Genomic DNA, 15,506 nt, shown 5'->3' with positions numbered 1-15,506 from the left:
CCATGCGCATCCTGCTGGTAGAGGACGACCCCAGCCTGGCGGCGGGCATCCGCCTGGCCCTCAAGCCCGAGCACTACACCGTGGACCTGCTGGCCGATGGCCGGCAGGCCCTGGCCGCCCTCAAGGGCAACGAGCCCTTCGATGCGGTGATCCTCGACCTCGGCCTCCCCGGGCTCGACGGCATGCGGGTGCTGGAGGCGACGCGTCGCCGCGGCAACCGCGTGCCGGTACTGGTGCTGACCGCCCGGGACGGCATCGACGACCGCATCGCCGGCCTGGATGCCGGCGCCGACGACTACCTGATCAAGCCCTTCCAGGTCGCGGAGCTCAAGGCCCGGCTGCGGGCCCTGCTGCGACGCAGCCAGGGGCAGGCCAGCAGCGTGCTGGAGGCCCGCGGTATCCGCCTCGATCCCGCCACCCATAGCGTCAGCTACCGTGGCGAGCCGGTGTCGCTCTCGCGACGCGAGTTCACCCTGCTCCAGGAGTTCCTCGCCCATCCGGGCCGGGTGTTCACCCGCGACACCCTGACCCGGCTGGTCTACGGCTGGGACGAGGAGGTGGAGAGCAATGCCATCGAGGTGCACGTGCACCACCTGCGCCGCAAGTTCTTCCCCGAGCTGATCCGCACCCTGCGCGGCATCGGCTATGTGCTGGACAGCCCCGTGCCGGACGGAAGGGGCTGATGTCGATCCGTCGACGCACCCTGGGCGTGGTATTGCTGATCTTCGGCCTGAGCATGCTGGTGATCGGCCTGACCAGCTACCGCGACGCCACCCACGAGGTGGAGGAGCTCTTCGATGCCAACCTGGCCCAGAACGCCCGGCTGCTGGAGGGGCTGATGCGCGCCCCGCTGGCCGCCGAGCAGCGCGAGGCGCTGCTGGCCAGCCTGGAGGCCTCCCTGCTGCGTGCCGAGCAGGCCGACCAGCGCATCGCCGGCCACCGCTACGAGAGCAAGCTCGCCTTCCAGCTGTGGGAGGGCGACCGGCTGCTGCTGCGCTCGGCCAGCGCGCCGCAGCAGCCGCTGACCGAGCTCAGGGAGGGCTACCAGGACACCCGCCTGGACGGCCATGGCTGGCGGGTCTATGCGCTGAGCACACCCGAGGAAGAGCGGCGCGTGATGGTGGGCGAGCGCGATGACGTGCGCGGCGAGCTGGTGACCCTGATCGCCCTGCGCACCCTGATGCCGGACCTGCTGGGACTCCCCGTGCTGGCCCTGCTGCTATGGTGGGCGATCGGCTGGGGGCTGCGGCCGCTATCGCGGATGGCCGAGCAGATCCGCCGACGCGACCCCCACACCCTGCAGCCCTTGATCCTCCACCCGCTGCCGCGGGAGCTGGAAACCATCGCCGGCGCCCTGAACCGCCTGCTCGAGCGCATCCGCGCGCTGCGGGTGCGCGAGAAGCGCTTCATCGCCGACGCCGCCCACGAGCTGCGCACGCCGCTGGCGGTGCTCGACCTGCATGCCCAGAACGCGCTGGCCGCCGAGGACCCGGCGGACCGCCGCGAGGCGCTGGACAAGCTGCGTGATGGCGTGGCCCGGAGCACTCGCCTGGTCACCCAGCTGCTCGCCCTGGCCCGCCTGGACCCGGAGGAGGAGTCGCCGCTGGCCGGCAAGCCTGCCGACCTGCTGGCCGAGGTGCGAGAGGCGCTGGCAAAGCTCTCGCCGCTGGCCGCCGAACGCGGCATCGAGCTGCAGCTGGAGGCCGACGAGGCCGCCGACTGGGCGCTCATGGTCGAGCCCGGGACCCTCGACACCCTGATCCAGAATCTGGCCGGCAATGCCCTGCAGCACTCCCCCGAGGGCGGCACCGTCACCGTCGGGCTGGCCGCCGGCGCCGACGCCCTGACCCTGGTGATCGACGACCAGGGCCCCGGCATCCCGGCAGAGCAACGCCCACAGGTCATCGAGCGCTTCCATCGTGCCGGCCCGGGCGCCGGCGCCGGCCTGGGGCTCTCCATCGTCGACCGGCTGCTGCAGCGCCACGGCGGCCACCTGCGGCTCGACGACGCCCCGGGCGGCGGGCTCAGGGTGTCCGTCCTGCTGCCGCGCACGCAGCAGGTGGCCTGACCGCCTCCCCGCCAGCCGGCGTCGGGCCTGCCGGACAAGCAGGACCGGGGCCCCGCAGCCGCTGCCACCCACCCGGCCGGGATGGGGCCCCACTCACTCCCGTCCCGTCGCGTCCCTGCCGGCCAGGTCGGGGCGCGTCTCGTACTCCACGCCATGGTCGCGCAGGTAGTCGCGGATCAGCTGTCGCACCACCTGGGAAGGGGTCAGGTCCTGGGCCGCACACAGCTGCTCGAAGGCCCGCTTCTTGTGCGGGTCGATCAGCAGGGTCAGGCGTGCCGTCTTCTTTTCCATCGCGATTCTCCGGAAGCATTATCATCAAATGTTAATGCGCGCTGCCGGGCGGGGCAATGCCGGGAACATGTTTGTCGATAATACTAACGACATGTTAATGTAATTCACATAAGCAACCGGATCACCGCCCAGGGTGGATGCGGCCACCGGCCCATCCAGGGAGGCGGGTGACCCCGTAACAAGGAGACCCCGCGCATGGCACGCCACCGACCGTCCCCGCGACTTCCCGGCATCGCCACCGGCCTGCGCGCGGCCTGGCGAGACGGCTACGGGCTGGACGACCTGCGCCGCGACGTCCTGGCCGGGCTGACCATCGGCACCGTGGCCGTGCCGCTCTCCATGGCCCTGGCGATCGCCACCGGCGTGCCTCCCCAGCACGGGCTATACACGGCGATCGTCGCCGGCGCCATCATCGCGCTGACCGGCGGTTCACGCTTCAATGTCTCGGGCCCCACGGCAGCCTTCGTCGTCATCCTCTTCCCGATCGTCCAGCAGTACGGCCTGGGCGGCCTGCTGATCGCCTCGATGATGGCCGGCCTGATCCTGGTGGCGCTGGGCCTCACCGGCATGGGACGCCTCATCCAGTACGTGCCCTATCCGGTGGTGCTGGGCTTCACGGCGGGGATCGCGGTGGTGATCGCGGTCCTCCAGGTGCCTGACTTCCTGGGCCTTCAGGTCGGCCAGCTGGGCGAGCACTTCGTCGAGAACCTGGGACGGATCGCCGCCTCGCTGCCCGGCCTGGAGCCACTGGAGCTGGGGATCGGGGCCTTCACCCTGGGGGTCATGCTGCTCTGGCCGCGCCTGCATCTGCCGATTCCGGCGCCCCTGGTCGGGCTGGTGGTCGGCGCGGTGGCGGCCTATGCGGTCAACCACGGGATCGGCGACCCGAGCACGGGCAACCTGGTGGAGACCATCGCCTCGCGCTTCACCTGGGAGGCTCAGGGCGAGAGGGGCAGCGGGATTCCCCCGATCGCGCCGAGTCTCGTGGCCCCCTGGCGACTGCCCGGCGCGGACGGCGAACCCCTGGCACTGGACTTCGAACTGATTCGCGCCCTGCTGGGTCCGGCCTTCGCCATCGCCATGCTGGGGGCGATCGAGTCGCTGCTCTGCGCGGTGGTGTCCGACGGGCTGACCCGGACCCGGCATGACCCCAACGCCGAGCTGATCGGCCAGGGGCTTGGCAATATCGTCGCGCCGCTGTTCGGCGGCATCACCGCCACGGCTGCCATCGCCCGTACCGCCACCAACATCCGCAGCGGTGCCCGTTCGCCGATCGCGGCGGTGGTGCACTCGCTGGTGGTGCTGCTGGCGGTAGTCGCGCTGGCCGGCCTGCTGGGGCTGGTGCCGATGGCCGCGCTGGCGGCGCTGCTGTTCATCGTCGCCTGGAACATGGGCGAGGCCCGCCACTTCCTGCACACCCTGCGCTCTGCCCCACCGGGGGACGTGGCCATCCTGTTGACCTGTTTTACCCTGACCGTGCTCTTCGACATGGTGCTGGCGGTGGCCGTGGGCATCGGGCTGGCAGCTGCCCTCTTCATCCGGCGCATGTCGCTGCTGACCCAGACCCAGCGGGTCGACAACGGGTCGCATGCCAGCATCGACGAGCTGCCCGCCGAGATCGCCCTCTACGACATCGATGGCCCGCTGTTCTTCGGCGCCGCCGAGAAGGCGCTCACCTCGCTGCACCTGGTGGACCCGAAGGTGCGGGTCGTCATCCTCGACATGCATGACGTGCCGAGCATGGATGGCACCGCCATCGTGGCCCTCCAGGCCCTGGTCGACGAGATGCATCGCCAGGGGGTCGCGCTGGTGCTGGTCGGCCTGCCGGCGCGCATCCTCGTCAAGCTGCGCCGTGCGGGCATCCGCCGCACGGCCGGCCAGCTGACGTGGTGCCGGGAACTGGCCCACGCCCGGAAGGTAGCCCTGCGCTGGCTCGCCCGTACTGCCTGAAGATCCACGATGCCACTGACACGCAACGGCCATCGCGCCTTAAGCGGACCTTAAGACGGCTCCTCTAGCGTCTGGTGAACGGGGAACAGGTCCCCGTCCATCGAACCACGAGGAGGCGACACCATGGGGACTGTCACGCGTGATACCCCCGCAGCGGAACACCTGGCGAGCGCTCGTCGAGCCGGCCTGCTGGTGGTGGCCGGCTGGCTGCTGCTGGCTACGGGCGTGCTGCTCGCCGACTGGGCAGCGGTGGAGCTGCCGCTGGGACTGATCGGCCTGGGTGCCGCGGCCCTGGCCCGGCTGTGGCCGAGCCCGGCCCTACAGTCGGACACCCTCGACGCCCTGTACAGCCTGACCCTGGCCAGCCTGATCACCCTCTCCGGCTTCCACCTGCTGGCCTGAACCCGGCCTTTACAGCCAGGGAGCGGGCAGGGATAGTGGAGCCTGACGACAGGGGCGCCGTGGCGACATCGCCACGGCTGAGACGCACCCTCGGAACCTGACCCGGATAATGCCGGCGGAGGGAGTCGTGTGGCCCCGGCCCTGCGCCGAGCCGCACCTCCCGCGCCGGGGAGGCCCCATGCTTGCCATCGATCCCGCCGCGCACCTGGCCCGGGTGCGCGAGACCAGCCCGCTGGTCCACAACATCACCAACCATGTGGCCATGAACAGCATGGCCAACGTGCTGCTGGCCATCGGCGCCTCGCCGGCCATGGTCCATGCCCGCGAGGAGGCCGCCGAGTTCACCGCGCTGGCCGGCGCCCTGACGATCAATATCGGCACCCTCTCGCCCCACTGGGTCGATGCCATGGAGGCCTCCGCCCTGGCCGCCGGGGAGACGGGGCGTCCCTGGGTGCTGGACCCGGTGGCGGTGGGCGCCACGCGCTATCGCCGCGAGACCGGGGCGCGACTGCTGGCGCTGTCGCCGGACGTGATCCGGGGGAATGCCTCGGAGATCATCGCCCTGGCGGGGCAGGCCGGCGGCGGGCGCGGCGTGGACAGCACCGACCCTGCCGAGGCGGCCCTCGACGCCGCCCGCCGGCTGGCCCGCCAGACGGATGGCGTGGTCGCGGTGACCGGCGAGGTGGACCTGGTCACCGATGGCCGACGGGTCGCCCGACTCAGGGGCGGCCACCCGCTGATGCCCAGGGTCACCACCCTGGGCTGCGCGCTGACGGGGGTGGTGGCGGCCTTCCTGGCCGGCGCCGATGACCCCTTCGAGGCGACGGTGGCGGCGCTTGCCTGCTACGCCGTGGCCGGCGAACTGGCCGGCGAACTTGCAAATGGCCCGGGCAGCTTCGCGGTGGCCTTCCTCGACGCCCTCTTTCACCTGGAGGGCGAGGCCCTGACCGAACGGGCCCGACTGGAGGTGGACGATGCGCCTTGATCTCTCGCTGTATCTCGTCACCGACCGCGGGCTCTGCGCGGGCCCTGGGCTGGTGGAGACCGTGATGGCGGCGGTGCGCGGCGGCGTGACGGTGGTACAGCTGCGCGACAAGCACGCCAGCGACGTCGAACTGATCGACCAGGCGCGTCGCCTGAAGGCCGCACTTTACGGCAGCGGTGTGCCGCTGATCATCAATGACCGGCTGGAGGTGGCCCTGGCCGCCGGCGCCGACGGCCTGCACATCGGGCAGGACGACTGCGACGTGGCCAGAGCCCGCGCGGCGCTGGGTCCGGAGGCGATCCTCGGGCTCTCGGTCCAGACCCATGACCAGCTCGCCCGCCTCGACCCGGCGCCGCTGGACTACCTGGGGCTGGGCCCGGTCTTCGCCACCCCCAGCAAGCACGACCACGCCGCGCCGCTGGGCTTCGAGGGCCTGGCTGCCCTGGTGGCCGCCAGCCCCCTGCCGAGCGTGGCCATCGGCGGCCTCAAGGCCGAGCACGTGGCCGCGACGCGGGACGCCGGTGCCCGCGGCCTGGCGGTGATCTCGGCGATCTGCGGCACCCCCGACCCCGAGGCCGCCGCGCGGGCCTTCCGTTCCCCGCGCTGAGGCGTCAGGAGGTCGGACGACGCTTCAGGGTGGTGCGTCGCTCGTGGTAGGCGATCGCCAGGCCACTGCCGATGATCAGGATGCTGCCGACGAACACCCAGAAATCCGGCATCTCGCCCCAGAACCACCAGCCCAGCAGCACCGCCCAGAGCATGGCGGTGTAGTCGAAGGGCGCGGCGATGGCCGCCGGGGCATGGCGGAAGGCCATGGTGATGAAGGCCGTGGCGCCCACCCCGAAGAGGCCCGATCCCGCGAAGGCCAGCCAGTGCCAGGGGTGGGGCGTCTGCCACACCCAGGGCAACGCCATGGCGGTCACCACGAAAGGCACCAGAGTCATGTAGAAGACCATCGCCCAGAGGTGCTCGGTGCCGCCCCAGCGCCGCGCGGTGATCATCATCAGCGCATAGAAGGCCGCCGCCCCGATCAGCGCCAGAGCGCCGGGGTCGAAGGCCTCGCCGCCGGGACGCACCACGATCAGCACCCCGACGAAGCCCACCAGCGAGGCCGCCAGCACCGGCCTCTCGATGCGCTCGCCCAGCAGCGGCACCGAGAGCAGGGTGACGAACAGCGGTGCCACGAAGGCGATGGCGGTGGCCTCGGCCAGCGGCAGCAGGGTCAGGCCCAGAACGAAGCAGAACATGGTGCCGGTGTAGATCAGCCCGCGCAGCAGGTGGATCCCAGGGCGTCGGGTACGCAGCTTGCGCAGGCCGCCGCCGAACCGGGCCAGCACCGCGATCAGCGGCAGCGAGACCAGGGTACGGAAGAAGATGATCTGCAGCGGCGAGTGCACCTCGCCCAGCCACTTGGCGATGGCGTCACCGATGGCCAAGCAGAGCACGCCCAGGCACATGAAGCCGATGCCCTTGAATGACGGTGACATGCCGAATGCCCTCCCCTGGCGGAACCCCAAAAAGCCACCCCGCCGGCCTGGGGCCGGCGGGGTGAGTGGAGATCACTACGCTAGTCGGTGACGTGCCGGAGGGCAAGCCTTCAGAGGCTGGCCTGGACCACCATGCACTCCATGCCCTGGGCCACCAGGCGACGGCAGGCGGTGTGGGCCTGGCCCTCGTTCATGTCCACCAGGCGGGCGCGAAAGACGCCGGCATCCTTGGCATCGGCTACGGCGATCCGGGCATCGGCCAGCTCACTGGCCAACTGGTCGGCGGCACGGGACGCCAGGTTGCGGGCATGGACCGCATCGCTGAAGGCGCCGACCTGTACGCCCCAGCCCCCGCGCTGGACGGCGCTTCCCGGGACGGGATCCGACGACGCACGGGTGCTGGCCATAAGCTCGCGGATCGGGTCGTCGGCCGAGCCCTGCTCCAGGCGCGCCGTCGTGGTGGCGGCCGGCGTCTCGACGGTGGCGACCCGCGATGCCACGGCCGGCCTCGGGGCATCCACTGCCGCCACCGGCTCCTCCGCCGGGGCCGGCGGGAAGGCCGACGCCACGGGGGGCGACGCGGCGCCCGAGGATGGCGTGCCGAGACTGGCCAGGCGGACCCGGTCGCCGGCCGGCTGGCCCGGGGCCTGGGGCTCGCCCGGCATCAGCCGGCCACCGGAGATGTCGGCACTGGCCAGCCAGCCGCGACCATCGGCCAGCGAGGCCCGCACGAAGCCGCGATCCAGCAGCTCGGCGGTGTGCAGGTCCCGCGAGGCGGCGGAGAAGCCGCCCATCACCACGGTGAGCAGGCGACGGCCGTCACGCACCGCCGAGGTGGCCACGTTGAAGCCGGAGGCGCGGATAAAACCGGTCTTGAGGCCGTCGGCACCGGGATAGTTCTTGAGCAGGCGGTTGTGGCCCGTGATGGTCTTGCCCCGCCAGGGAAAGCTCGTCCGCGAGAAATAGGGGTAGTACTGGGGGAAGTCACGCATTAGGTGCCGGGAGAGCACCACCATGTCACGTGCGGTGGTGACCTGACCGGCATCGGGCAGGCCGTTGGGATTACGGAAGACGGTGTCCTGCATGCCCAGGTCGCGAGCCTTGTCGGTCATCATGCGGGCAAAGTGCGTCTCGCTGCCGCCCAGGGCCTCGGCCACCACCACGGCCACATCGTTGGCCGACTTGATCACCAGCGCCTGGATGGCGGTCTCCACGGGAATCGTCGAGCCGGCCTTCACATAGAGCTTGGAGGCCGGCTTGGAGGCGGCATAGGAAGAGACCGGCAGCGGCTGGCCCAGGCTCAGCCTGCCCTCCTCCAGGGCCTCGAACACCAGGTAGAGCGTCATCATCTTGGTCAACGAGGCCGGATAGCGCAGCTTGTCGGCATTCTCGGCGTAGAGGATCTCCTGGCTGTCGGCATCGATGACGATACCCGCATAGCGAGGATTGGCCTGGACGGCCGAGGTAGCCAGCAGCAGGCAGGCCAGCAGCACAAAGATGCCCCCTCTCCGGCGCCGGTTGTTTGTTGTGATAGGCACCATGTCGCGTTCCCTCGAGGTTTGTTACCGTTGCATCTAGCCATTATGGCCGTCTGTGACGCGCTGTACAGGGCGGAGGGCGGACTTTCTGCCGATTTTTCGCCGCATTATCTCGTCCTTCACCCTGTCCACCGGCGTCGACCACCCCTTTCGATTGCGTCCAACTATCGTAACCATATGGTAAATCAGGTTACGCGATGGGCAAGGCTCCCCTAGTCTGGCAGGCAAGTACCGCTCACGGCATGGAGCCTCGCCATGAAGAAGACCGCCACCTTCGCCATCGTGCACTTCTGCGTGGCCTTCGGCGTGACCTGGATAGTCACCGGCAGCTGGGTGCTCGGCGGCATGATCGCGCTGCTCGAACCCGCCGCCAACACCGTCGCCTACTTCTTCCACGAGAAGGCCTGGGAGGCCGTTCAGCGGCGACGAGCTCGCCTGGCCGCCTGATCCACGCCCCTGCACCCGATCACCCCCCCGCCAGTAGCCGCTGCCCGCCGAGCCACACCAGGCGTAGCGCCAGCAGCGTCAATGCCCACTTGAAGAGGGTGTCGAAGCGGTGCTCCGAGAGGCGATGCAGCAGGCGCAGCCCGAGCCAGGTGCCGAGGAAGCCCGCCGCCACCATCACCAGCATGAGTGGCAACCAGTCCCGGAAGACGAAGCCGGCCACGCCGAACACGAAGGCCTTGGTCAGGTGCTGCAACAGCATGCAGGCGGAGAAGGTGGCCACCTTTACTAGGTGCTCGACACCACCCGCCTGAGCAGCAAAGGCAGCAGCAACACGAGCAGAGTGATGCGCAGCAGGTGGTGGGTGGTGACAAAGGCAGGATCGATACCCAGGCTGAGTGCTACCAGGCTAAGTTCTGGTGCACCACCCGGCATGTACGCGAGAAGCGCTGCCGCAGCGGAGTATCCGGTCAGTAAATGCCCCACCCAGGCAGCAGCTATGGCGAGTAGCAGCAACACCAGAGCCTGCACAATGGCCATCAGCAACGCATGTCCCACCTCTGCCAGCCGGGTACCGGCAAAGCGGCCGCCTACGGAGATTCCGATAACCACCTGCGCGAGGGCGATTATTAGAGGAGGCACCGCCGCATGCGTAAGGCCAGTGAGGTGTAGTGCCGCCGAGGCGAGTGCCGGGCCGAACAGCAACGGGCTGGGCAGGTGTAGGCGTTTACCCAACCACAAGCCTCCTAGCCCCGCCAGCACCAGCCACGCGATGTCGGCGGGTGCCGGCATCCACAGCCATTGCGACAAGGTCGGTCTGGCTCCGCCAATATCGATATGCCCGATGAACTGCACCACGGGTGGAATGGCTATCAGAAGGACCAGGATGCGAACAGCATGAGTGATGCCGATGATTCGAAGATCAGCACCGGAAGAGAGCGCCATCACCGTTACCGTGGAAACCCCACCTGGCACACCCGAGTAAAGCGCGGTCTCCCAAGAATGCCCCGCCACACGGCAGGAGAACCATACCGAGAAAGCCATCATCACTGCCGTGGCGATCAGCATTATGGCAAGGCTGGTACCCCACAGCACCGCCTCACCGGTCATATCCGGTGTAAATGCTGAACCCAGCATGACGCCGATGACGACCAGCACCCCCTTGCGCCCTGTGCGGGGTGATTTCAGCGGAACGCCCGCCAGGGACGCGGCCGTCGTGGTGATCATGGCACCAAGCAACCATGGGAGCGGCAGCTGAGCCCAGTAAGCCACTCCACCCCCGAAAAGCCCAAGGATTAGGGTGGGCAGGAATCGGCCTCGTGCCCCCAACCATGCCGTCAACAGCGCCTTCACTCTCACATCGCTCCATAGCAAGGCCGACATCAGCGCTTAAATTTGCCCTGCTGCTCATAATACAGCACTTCTCGCTCAGCCAGAGGTCACCTTGGACGAGGGCACACTCGATCGGGTTGGACTTCTCGAGCCAAGTGTTCGTAGTCGTCAACTGGGCGATCGGCAGGATGCGGCAGATCGGCTCGACTCGGTACGACTCGGTACGACTCCCGGTGATTGTCGATGAAGTCAAGCATCACTTGCCACGCAGATCGAGCTCTGCCTGAGCAAAATATGCGGAAGCCTTGCGCAGGATCTCATTGGTCTGCATCAGCTCGCGGTTCTCACTTTCCAGAGCCTTGATCCGTTCGCGCTCGGTGGTGTCCGTGCCTTCCAGGTGATCCGCGTCGCACTCAGCCTGCCGGGCCCAGCTCCGAGAGGTTTCCGGTGTGCAGCCGATCTTGCGGGCAATGGCACCAATGGGAAGGGTAATCTGCTTCGTAGTCGAAGACCATCCGCTGACGGACCTCAGGCGCATATATTTTGGAAGAGCTCATAACTACATTCTCTCAAGGTTTTGAGCTTCCAATAATTCTGGTACGGCTCAGCCTATATACCCCATAAATAACTGGCTAAAGGCATATACGAAAGGATCCCGAATTAATAGCCAGCGCTTTCCTCGGGCTTCCATCAGGCTCGCCTTGTTGGAGACATCCTTGCCATCGATTAACACGCTCCATTGCCTAGTGCTCAGTGACTTCCACCTCGGGGGTACTGCTCTCGACAGCAGCACCTGCCAAGAACTTCACGCCAAGCGCGGCGCACAAAAAAGCGGCCTATATAAGGCCGCAACAAACGATCAAAACAGACACCAAGCCTCTAGAACTTTATGCGTGACCCCAACATAGCAACATTAACATTGCTATATTCGGCACCAACGCCAGATAAAGAATGACGCCTATAACCCGCATAAATATCAAGCCATTGAGCTGGTTCATAAACATACCCAACACCGACAGTCTCGGCCTGATCCCCTTTTAGCCTTAGATCTTTTGTTTCCGCATAGTGGGCATCAACTGCATGCTCTTCATTAAACCTATAGCCCACTTTCGCCCAATAAAACTCTGAGTCTGGTGACACGACGTTGTCATCAGTCCGATTTGAATAAGCCCCCGTCAGATTGAAACCGCTCGTGTGCAGCCACGAGATTGACCCGCCAATAGTTTCCACATCTCCAGATGCTTCACCCACATCCTTGGTTGAAAAGCCTAACCTGGCAACAACCCGCCCCGCCAAAGGTAACGAGACACGCCCACCAAGCTCAGTGACATCAGAATTACTCTTAACACCCTGGCTAACAGAAAAGTCAACGGGGCCTAATGAAGGAGCATCATATCTCAACCTAGAGTACCTACTCTCAAAGTCTTGATCACTGACAGAACTTCTAAGAGCAATCTCTTCCGTAGTTTCTTTATTAACAAATGGCAATCCCCCACCAACCAGAGGAAGATTGGCAAAAGAAACAACGTTAGTCCCGGACAAATCTGCTTCAATATTCCCATTTGCCGCGCCATCACCCTGACCAAGTGAGAAACGGCCTGCCGCCCCTTCCAAAAACACATTGAGGTGACGATCCTTAAACTCTCCACTAATACTTTTATTCTCAGGACTCACTGCACTTGAGGGATTTTGCACATAGCCAAGTTCAACATGCGCACCAACCACAATATCCTGACTATCTAAATCACCCCTCAACCTAGCACCCACCCTACTTGCACTATTAGCATTATCTACAATGTAGCCTTCTGAGCCGAGCCCAGTATCACCATGCATATACCCTAAGTTAATTTGCCCATAAGGACTAACCTCAAAATTTTTAATGGGATCTGCATTAACCACACCTATCCCTGCAACACTTGCACCAACAATGGCAACTGCTTTTTTAAAATCTTCAGTCATACCTAGCCCCTCAATTCTTATATGATTCACAAAGTTCGCAGCCACTTCTATTAATCTACAAAAACACCTTCTTCCTCAAGCACCTCCAAAATACTAATAGTTAGAATTTAAGCACGCCCGTCCCTCCCAAGGGCGCCGCCTCAGGGTCCTTGGTCCCTTAGATTCTTGAAAAAATCTAACTCAGCACACCATCACTACTTATTAAAATCTAGAAGCCATATGGATATAAAATAAACATCACTCCTGGCTTACAATAAACTGAAACTTCCCTAAGCTTCACATTGGTATCGTGGAGCGCCCCCTATTAAACAACTCCGATCATCTTGCGCAGCACGTAGTGGAGGATGCCGCCGTGGCGGTAGTACTCCAGCTCGTTGGCGGTATCGATGCGGCACAGCGCCTCGAGCGTCTTCTCGCCCTTGTCGGAGGCGATGGTCACCTTGACCTTGCCGCCCGGGGTGAGCTCACCGAGCCCCTCGATGGAGACCGTCTCGTCGCCGGTCAGGCACAGCGTCTTGCGGCTCTCGCCTTCCGGGAACTGCAGCGGGACCACGCCCATGCCGATCAGGTTGGAGCGGTGGATGCGCTCATAGGACTCGGCCAGTACCGCTCGCACGCCGAGCAGGCGGGTGCCCTTGGCGGCCCAGTCGCGGGAGGAGCCCGTGCCGTACTCCTTGCCGGCGATCACCACCAGCGGCGTCCCCTCCTGCTGGTACGTCATGGCGGCGTCGTAGATCGCCATCTGCTCACCGGAGGGCACATGGCGGGTCTCGCCGCCGACCACGCCATCGAGCATCTCGTTCCTGATGCGCACGTTGGCGAAGGTGCCGCGCATCATCACCTCGTGGTTGCCGCGACGCGACCCGTAGGAGTTGAAGTCCACCGGCTTCACGCCCCGCTCCTGAAGGTAGCGCCCGGCGGGGCTGTCGGGCTTGATGGCGCCGGCCGGCGAGATATGGTCGGTGGTCACGGAATCGCCCAGCATGGCGAGTACCCGGGCGTCCTTGACGTCCTCGATGGCGGGAGGCGTGCGTCCCATGCCCTCGAAGAAGGGGGGATGCTGGATGTAGGTGGAGTCCTTTGACCACTGGTAGACCTTGCTCTGCGGCACCTCGATGGCCTGCCAGACCTCGTCGCCGTCGAACACCTCGGCATACTGCTTGCGGAACATGGCGGTGTTGACCTGCTCCACGGCCTCGGCGATCTCCGCCTGGCTGGGCCAGAGGTCCCTGAGATAAACCGGCTTGCCGTGATGGTCGATGCCCAGGGGATCACGGGTCAGGTCGAGCTGGACGTTGCCGGCCAGGGCATAGGCCACCACCAGCGGCGGCGAGGCCAGCCAGTTGGTCTTGACCAGCGGGTGCACCCGGCCCTCGAAGTTGCGGTTGCCGGAGAGCACCGAGGCCACGGTCAGGTCGCCCTCCTCGATGGCCTCCTCGATGGGGCCCGCCAGGGGGCCGGAGTTGCCGATGCAGGTGGTGCAGCCATAGCCCACCAGGTTGAAGCCCAGGGCATTCAGGTCATCCTGCACACCGCCGGCGACCAGGTAGTCGGTGACCACCTTGGACCCCGGTGCCAGGGAGGTCTTCACCCAGGGCTTGGTGTGCAGGCCCTTCTCGCGGGCCTTCCGGGCCAGCAGGCCGGCGGCCATCATCACGCTGGGGTTGGAGGTGTTGGTGCAGGAGGTGATGGCGGCGATCACCACGGCCCCCGGATTCAGCCGGAAGGCCTCGCCGTCGAGGTCCACGTCCTTGCTGTCATGGTGTTCGTAGCTCTCCTCGACGCCCACGGCAGTCTGGCCGCCCTCGGACATCAGCTTGCCCTTCTCGGTGGTGGAGAGCGGCTTGCCGTCGTCCTCCATGACCTTGGCGAAGACCGACTTCATGTCCTTGAGCGCCACCCGGTCCTGGGGCCGCTTGGGGCCCGCCAGGCTGGCCTCGACCTCGGTCATGTCCAGCGCCAGGGTGTCGCTGAAGACCGGCTCGTCGCCGGGCTCGCGCCACAGCCCCTGGGCCTTGCTGTAGGCCTCCACCAGTGCCAGCTGGGCGTCCTCGCGGCCGGTGAGGCGCATGTAGGTCAGCGTCTCGTCGTCCACCGGGAAGAAGCCGCAGGTGGCGCCGTACTCCGGGGCCATGTTGGCGATGGTGGCGCGGTCGGCCAGCGGCAGGTCCTTGAGGCCATCGCCATAGAACTCGACGAACTTGCCCACCACGCCGTGATTGCGCAGCATCTGGGTCACCGTCAGCACCAGGTCGGTGGCGGTGATGCCCTCGCGCAGCTTGCCGGTGAGCTTGAAGCCCACTACCTCGGGAATCAGCATGGAGACCGGCTGGCCCAGCATGGCGGCTTCGGCCTCGATGCCGCCCACGCCCCAGCCGAGCACGCCCAGGCCGTTGATCATGGTGGTGTGGGAGTCGGTGCCCACCAGGGTATCCGGGTAGGCCAGCGTCCTGCCGTCCTGCTCTTTCGTCCAGACGGTCCTGCCCAGGTACTCGAGGTTGACCTGGTGGCAGATGCCGGTGCCGGGCGGCACCACGCGGAAGTTGTCGAAGGCCTGCTGGCCCCAGCGCAGGAACTCGTAGCGCTCGTGGTTGCGTTCCATCTCGATGGCCACGTTGTCCTTGAACGCCGTGGGGTTGCCGAACTTGTCGACCATCACCGAGTGGTCGATGACCAGGTCCACCGGCGACAGCGGGTTGATGCGGGCCGGATCCTCGCCGAGGGATTCCACCGCGGCGCGCATGGAGGCCAGGTCGACGACCCCGGGCACGCCGGTGAAGTCCTGCATCAGCACCCGCGCCGGGCGATAGCCGATCTCGCGGTCGGAGTGTCCCTGTTGCTGCCAGTCGACCAGCGCCTGCATGTCCTCGCGGGAGACGCTCTCGTCATCGGCGAAGCGCAGCTGGTTCTCCAGCAGGATCTTCAGGGTCTTGGGCAGGCGGTCGATGTTGCCCAGTGCGTCGGCGGCCTTCGCCAGGCTGTGGTAGTGGTAGGTCGTGCCGCCGGCGTCCAGCGTCTGCAGGGTATCCGGTGTGGACTCGTTGCTCATG

The 15,506-nt window shown here is 66.1% G+C and carries 14 protein-coding genes, 1 pseudogene, 1 riboswitch and 1 other annotated feature; of the genes and pseudogenes, 7 read left to right on the top strand and 8 right to left on the bottom strand.

The genetic code is table 11. From position 1 onward, the window contains the following. The first annotated feature begins 2 nt into the window (after positions 1-2). Both QLQ86_RS01505 and QLQ86_RS01500 read left to right on the top strand, forming a co-directional pair. Entirely contained in the window at positions 3-683 is a 681-nt protein-coding gene (locus tag QLQ86_RS01505; RefSeq protein WP_282815693.1) for a response regulator, read from the top strand. Further along, on the top strand, positions 683-2,068 hold the full coding sequence (locus QLQ86_RS01500; RefSeq protein WP_326521261.1) for an ATP-binding protein: 1,386 nt from the start codon (positions 683-685) through the stop codon (positions 2,066-2,068). The genes QLQ86_RS01505 and QLQ86_RS01500 overlap by 1 nt, the downstream gene beginning before the upstream one ends. 93 nt (positions 2,069-2,161) lie before the next feature. Here QLQ86_RS01500 and QLQ86_RS01495 read toward each other — a convergent pair whose 3' ends face one another. Further along, positions 2,162-2,359 (bottom strand): CopG family transcriptional regulator, encoded by a 198-nt coding sequence (locus tag QLQ86_RS01495; RefSeq protein ID WP_282815692.1) that lies wholly within the window; start codon positions 2,357-2,359, stop codon positions 2,162-2,164. A gap of 195 nt (positions 2,360-2,554) precedes the next feature. Between QLQ86_RS01495 and dauA the strand changes: the two genes are divergently transcribed. From dauA to thiE, 4 genes are all read left to right on the top strand, one after another. Further along, positions 2,555-4,309, top strand: coding sequence for a C4-dicarboxylic acid transporter DauA (dauA, locus tag QLQ86_RS01490; RefSeq protein WP_282815691.1), 1,755 nt, complete (start codon positions 2,555-2,557; stop codon positions 4,307-4,309). Positions 4,310-4,432: 123 nt separating this feature from the next. Beyond that, positions 4,433-4,711 (top strand): hypothetical protein, encoded by a 279-nt coding sequence (locus QLQ86_RS01485; RefSeq protein WP_282735113.1) that lies wholly within the window; start codon positions 4,433-4,435, stop codon positions 4,709-4,711. A 40-nt stretch (positions 4,712-4,751) separates the two neighbouring features. Then, a riboswitch (TPP riboswitch) is annotated at positions 4,752-4,852 on the top strand. A 37-nt stretch (positions 4,853-4,889) separates the two neighbouring features. Next, positions 4,890-5,696, top strand: a complete 807-nt coding sequence (thiM, locus tag QLQ86_RS01480; RefSeq protein WP_282735114.1) for a hydroxyethylthiazole kinase — start codon at positions 4,890-4,892, stop codon at positions 5,694-5,696. Next, entirely contained in the window at positions 5,686-6,303 is a 618-nt protein-coding gene (thiE, locus tag QLQ86_RS01475) for a thiamine phosphate synthase (protein WP_282815690.1), read from the top strand. The genes thiM and thiE overlap by 11 nt, the downstream gene beginning before the upstream one ends. A 4-nt stretch (positions 6,304-6,307) precedes the next feature. Here the strand turns inward: thiE and QLQ86_RS01470 are convergent, their stop codons facing one another. Continuing rightward, the gene (locus tag QLQ86_RS01470; protein ID WP_282815689.1) at positions 6,308-7,183 is read right to left on the bottom strand and encodes a DMT family transporter; all 876 of its coding nucleotides are present in this window, start codon (positions 7,181-7,183) and stop codon (positions 6,308-6,310) included. 110 nt (positions 7,184-7,293) lie between these two features. Continuing rightward, positions 7,294-8,724, bottom strand: coding sequence for a serine hydrolase (locus tag QLQ86_RS01465; protein WP_407650024.1), 1,431 nt, complete (start codon positions 8,722-8,724; stop codon positions 7,294-7,296). A 252-nt stretch (positions 8,725-8,976) separates the two neighbouring features. Between QLQ86_RS01465 and QLQ86_RS01460 the strand changes: the two genes are divergently transcribed. Then, the gene (locus QLQ86_RS01460; protein ID WP_282735118.1) at positions 8,977-9,168 is read left to right on the top strand and encodes a DUF2061 domain-containing protein; all 192 of its coding nucleotides are present in this window, start codon (positions 8,977-8,979) and stop codon (positions 9,166-9,168) included. Between the two features lie 19 nt (positions 9,169-9,187). On the opposite strand, the gene QLQ86_RS01455 is transcribed toward QLQ86_RS01460, so the two are convergent. The 5 genes and pseudogenes from QLQ86_RS01455 to acnA all read right to left on the bottom strand — a co-directional run bounded on the left by QLQ86_RS01455 (position 9,188) and on the right by acnA (position 15,505). Then, positions 9,188-9,448, bottom strand: a complete 261-nt coding sequence (locus QLQ86_RS01455; protein ID WP_282815687.1) for a hypothetical protein — start codon at positions 9,446-9,448, stop codon at positions 9,188-9,190. Positions 9,449-9,453: 5 nt separating this feature from the next. Next, positions 9,454-10,548 (bottom strand): AbrB family transcriptional regulator, encoded by a 1,095-nt coding sequence (locus tag QLQ86_RS01450; RefSeq protein WP_282815686.1) that lies wholly within the window; start codon positions 10,546-10,548, stop codon positions 9,454-9,456. A 121-nt stretch (positions 10,549-10,669) separates the two neighbouring features. Further along, positions 10,670-10,796 (bottom strand) — a sequence feature (AL1L pseudoknot). Further along, positions 10,769-11,054, bottom strand: a pseudogene (locus QLQ86_RS01445) (transposase); the annotation flags it as partial. (Overlaps the previous feature by 28 nt.) Positions 11,055-11,376: 322 nt before the next feature. After that, positions 11,377-12,456 (bottom strand): porin, encoded by a 1,080-nt coding sequence (locus QLQ86_RS01440; RefSeq protein WP_282815685.1) that lies wholly within the window; start codon positions 12,454-12,456, stop codon positions 11,377-11,379. Positions 12,457-12,760: 304 nt separating this feature from the next. Continuing rightward, positions 12,761-15,505, bottom strand: coding sequence for an aconitate hydratase AcnA (gene acnA / locus QLQ86_RS01435; RefSeq protein ID WP_282815684.1), 2,745 nt, complete (start codon positions 15,503-15,505; stop codon positions 12,761-12,763). Between the last annotated feature and the right edge of the window lies 1 nt (position 15,506).

Origin of the sequence: Halomonas rhizosphaerae (assembly GCF_030012485.1) — a bacterium.
Taxonomy (GTDB): domain Bacteria; phylum Pseudomonadota; class Gammaproteobacteria; order Pseudomonadales; family Halomonadaceae; genus Halomonas; species Halomonas rhizosphaerae.
Note: the sequence above shows the minus strand (reverse complement) of the source record. Positions and strands in the feature narration are given on the sequence as shown.

Coding starts and splice junctions, on each gene's coding strand:
- QLQ86_RS01505 (WP_282815693.1), top strand. CDS start 3: ATGCGCATCCTGCTGGTAGAGGACGACCCCAGCCTGGCGGCGGGCATC.
- QLQ86_RS01500 (WP_326521261.1), top strand. CDS start 683: ATGTCGATCCGTCGACGCACCCTGGGCGTGGTATTGCTGATCTTCGGC.
- QLQ86_RS01495 (WP_282815692.1), bottom strand. CDS start 2,359: ATGGAAAAGAAGACGGCACGCCTGACCCTGCTGATCGACCCGCACAAG.
- dauA (WP_282815691.1), top strand. CDS start 2,555: ATGGCACGCCACCGACCGTCCCCGCGACTTCCCGGCATCGCCACCGGC.
- QLQ86_RS01485 (WP_282735113.1), top strand. CDS start 4,433: ATGGGGACTGTCACGCGTGATACCCCCGCAGCGGAACACCTGGCGAGC.
- thiM (WP_282735114.1), top strand. CDS start 4,890: ATGCTTGCCATCGATCCCGCCGCGCACCTGGCCCGGGTGCGCGAGACC.
- thiE (WP_282815690.1), top strand. CDS start 5,686: ATGCGCCTTGATCTCTCGCTGTATCTCGTCACCGACCGCGGGCTCTGC.
- QLQ86_RS01470 (WP_282815689.1), bottom strand. CDS start 7,183: ATGTCACCGTCATTCAAGGGCATCGGCTTCATGTGCCTGGGCGTGCTC.
- QLQ86_RS01465 (WP_407650024.1), bottom strand. CDS start 8,724: ATGGTGCCTATCACAACAAACAACCGGCGCCGGAGAGGGGGCATCTTT.
- QLQ86_RS01460 (WP_282735118.1), top strand. CDS start 8,977: ATGAAGAAGACCGCCACCTTCGCCATCGTGCACTTCTGCGTGGCCTTC.
- QLQ86_RS01450 (WP_282815686.1), bottom strand. CDS start 10,548: ATGTCGGCCTTGCTATGGAGCGATGTGAGAGTGAAGGCGCTGTTGACG.
- QLQ86_RS01440 (WP_282815685.1), bottom strand. CDS start 12,456: ATGACTGAAGATTTTAAAAAAGCAGTTGCCATTGTTGGTGCAAGTGTT.
- acnA (WP_282815684.1), bottom strand. CDS start 15,505: ATGAGCAACGAGTCCACACCGGATACCCTGCAGACGCTGGACGCCGGC.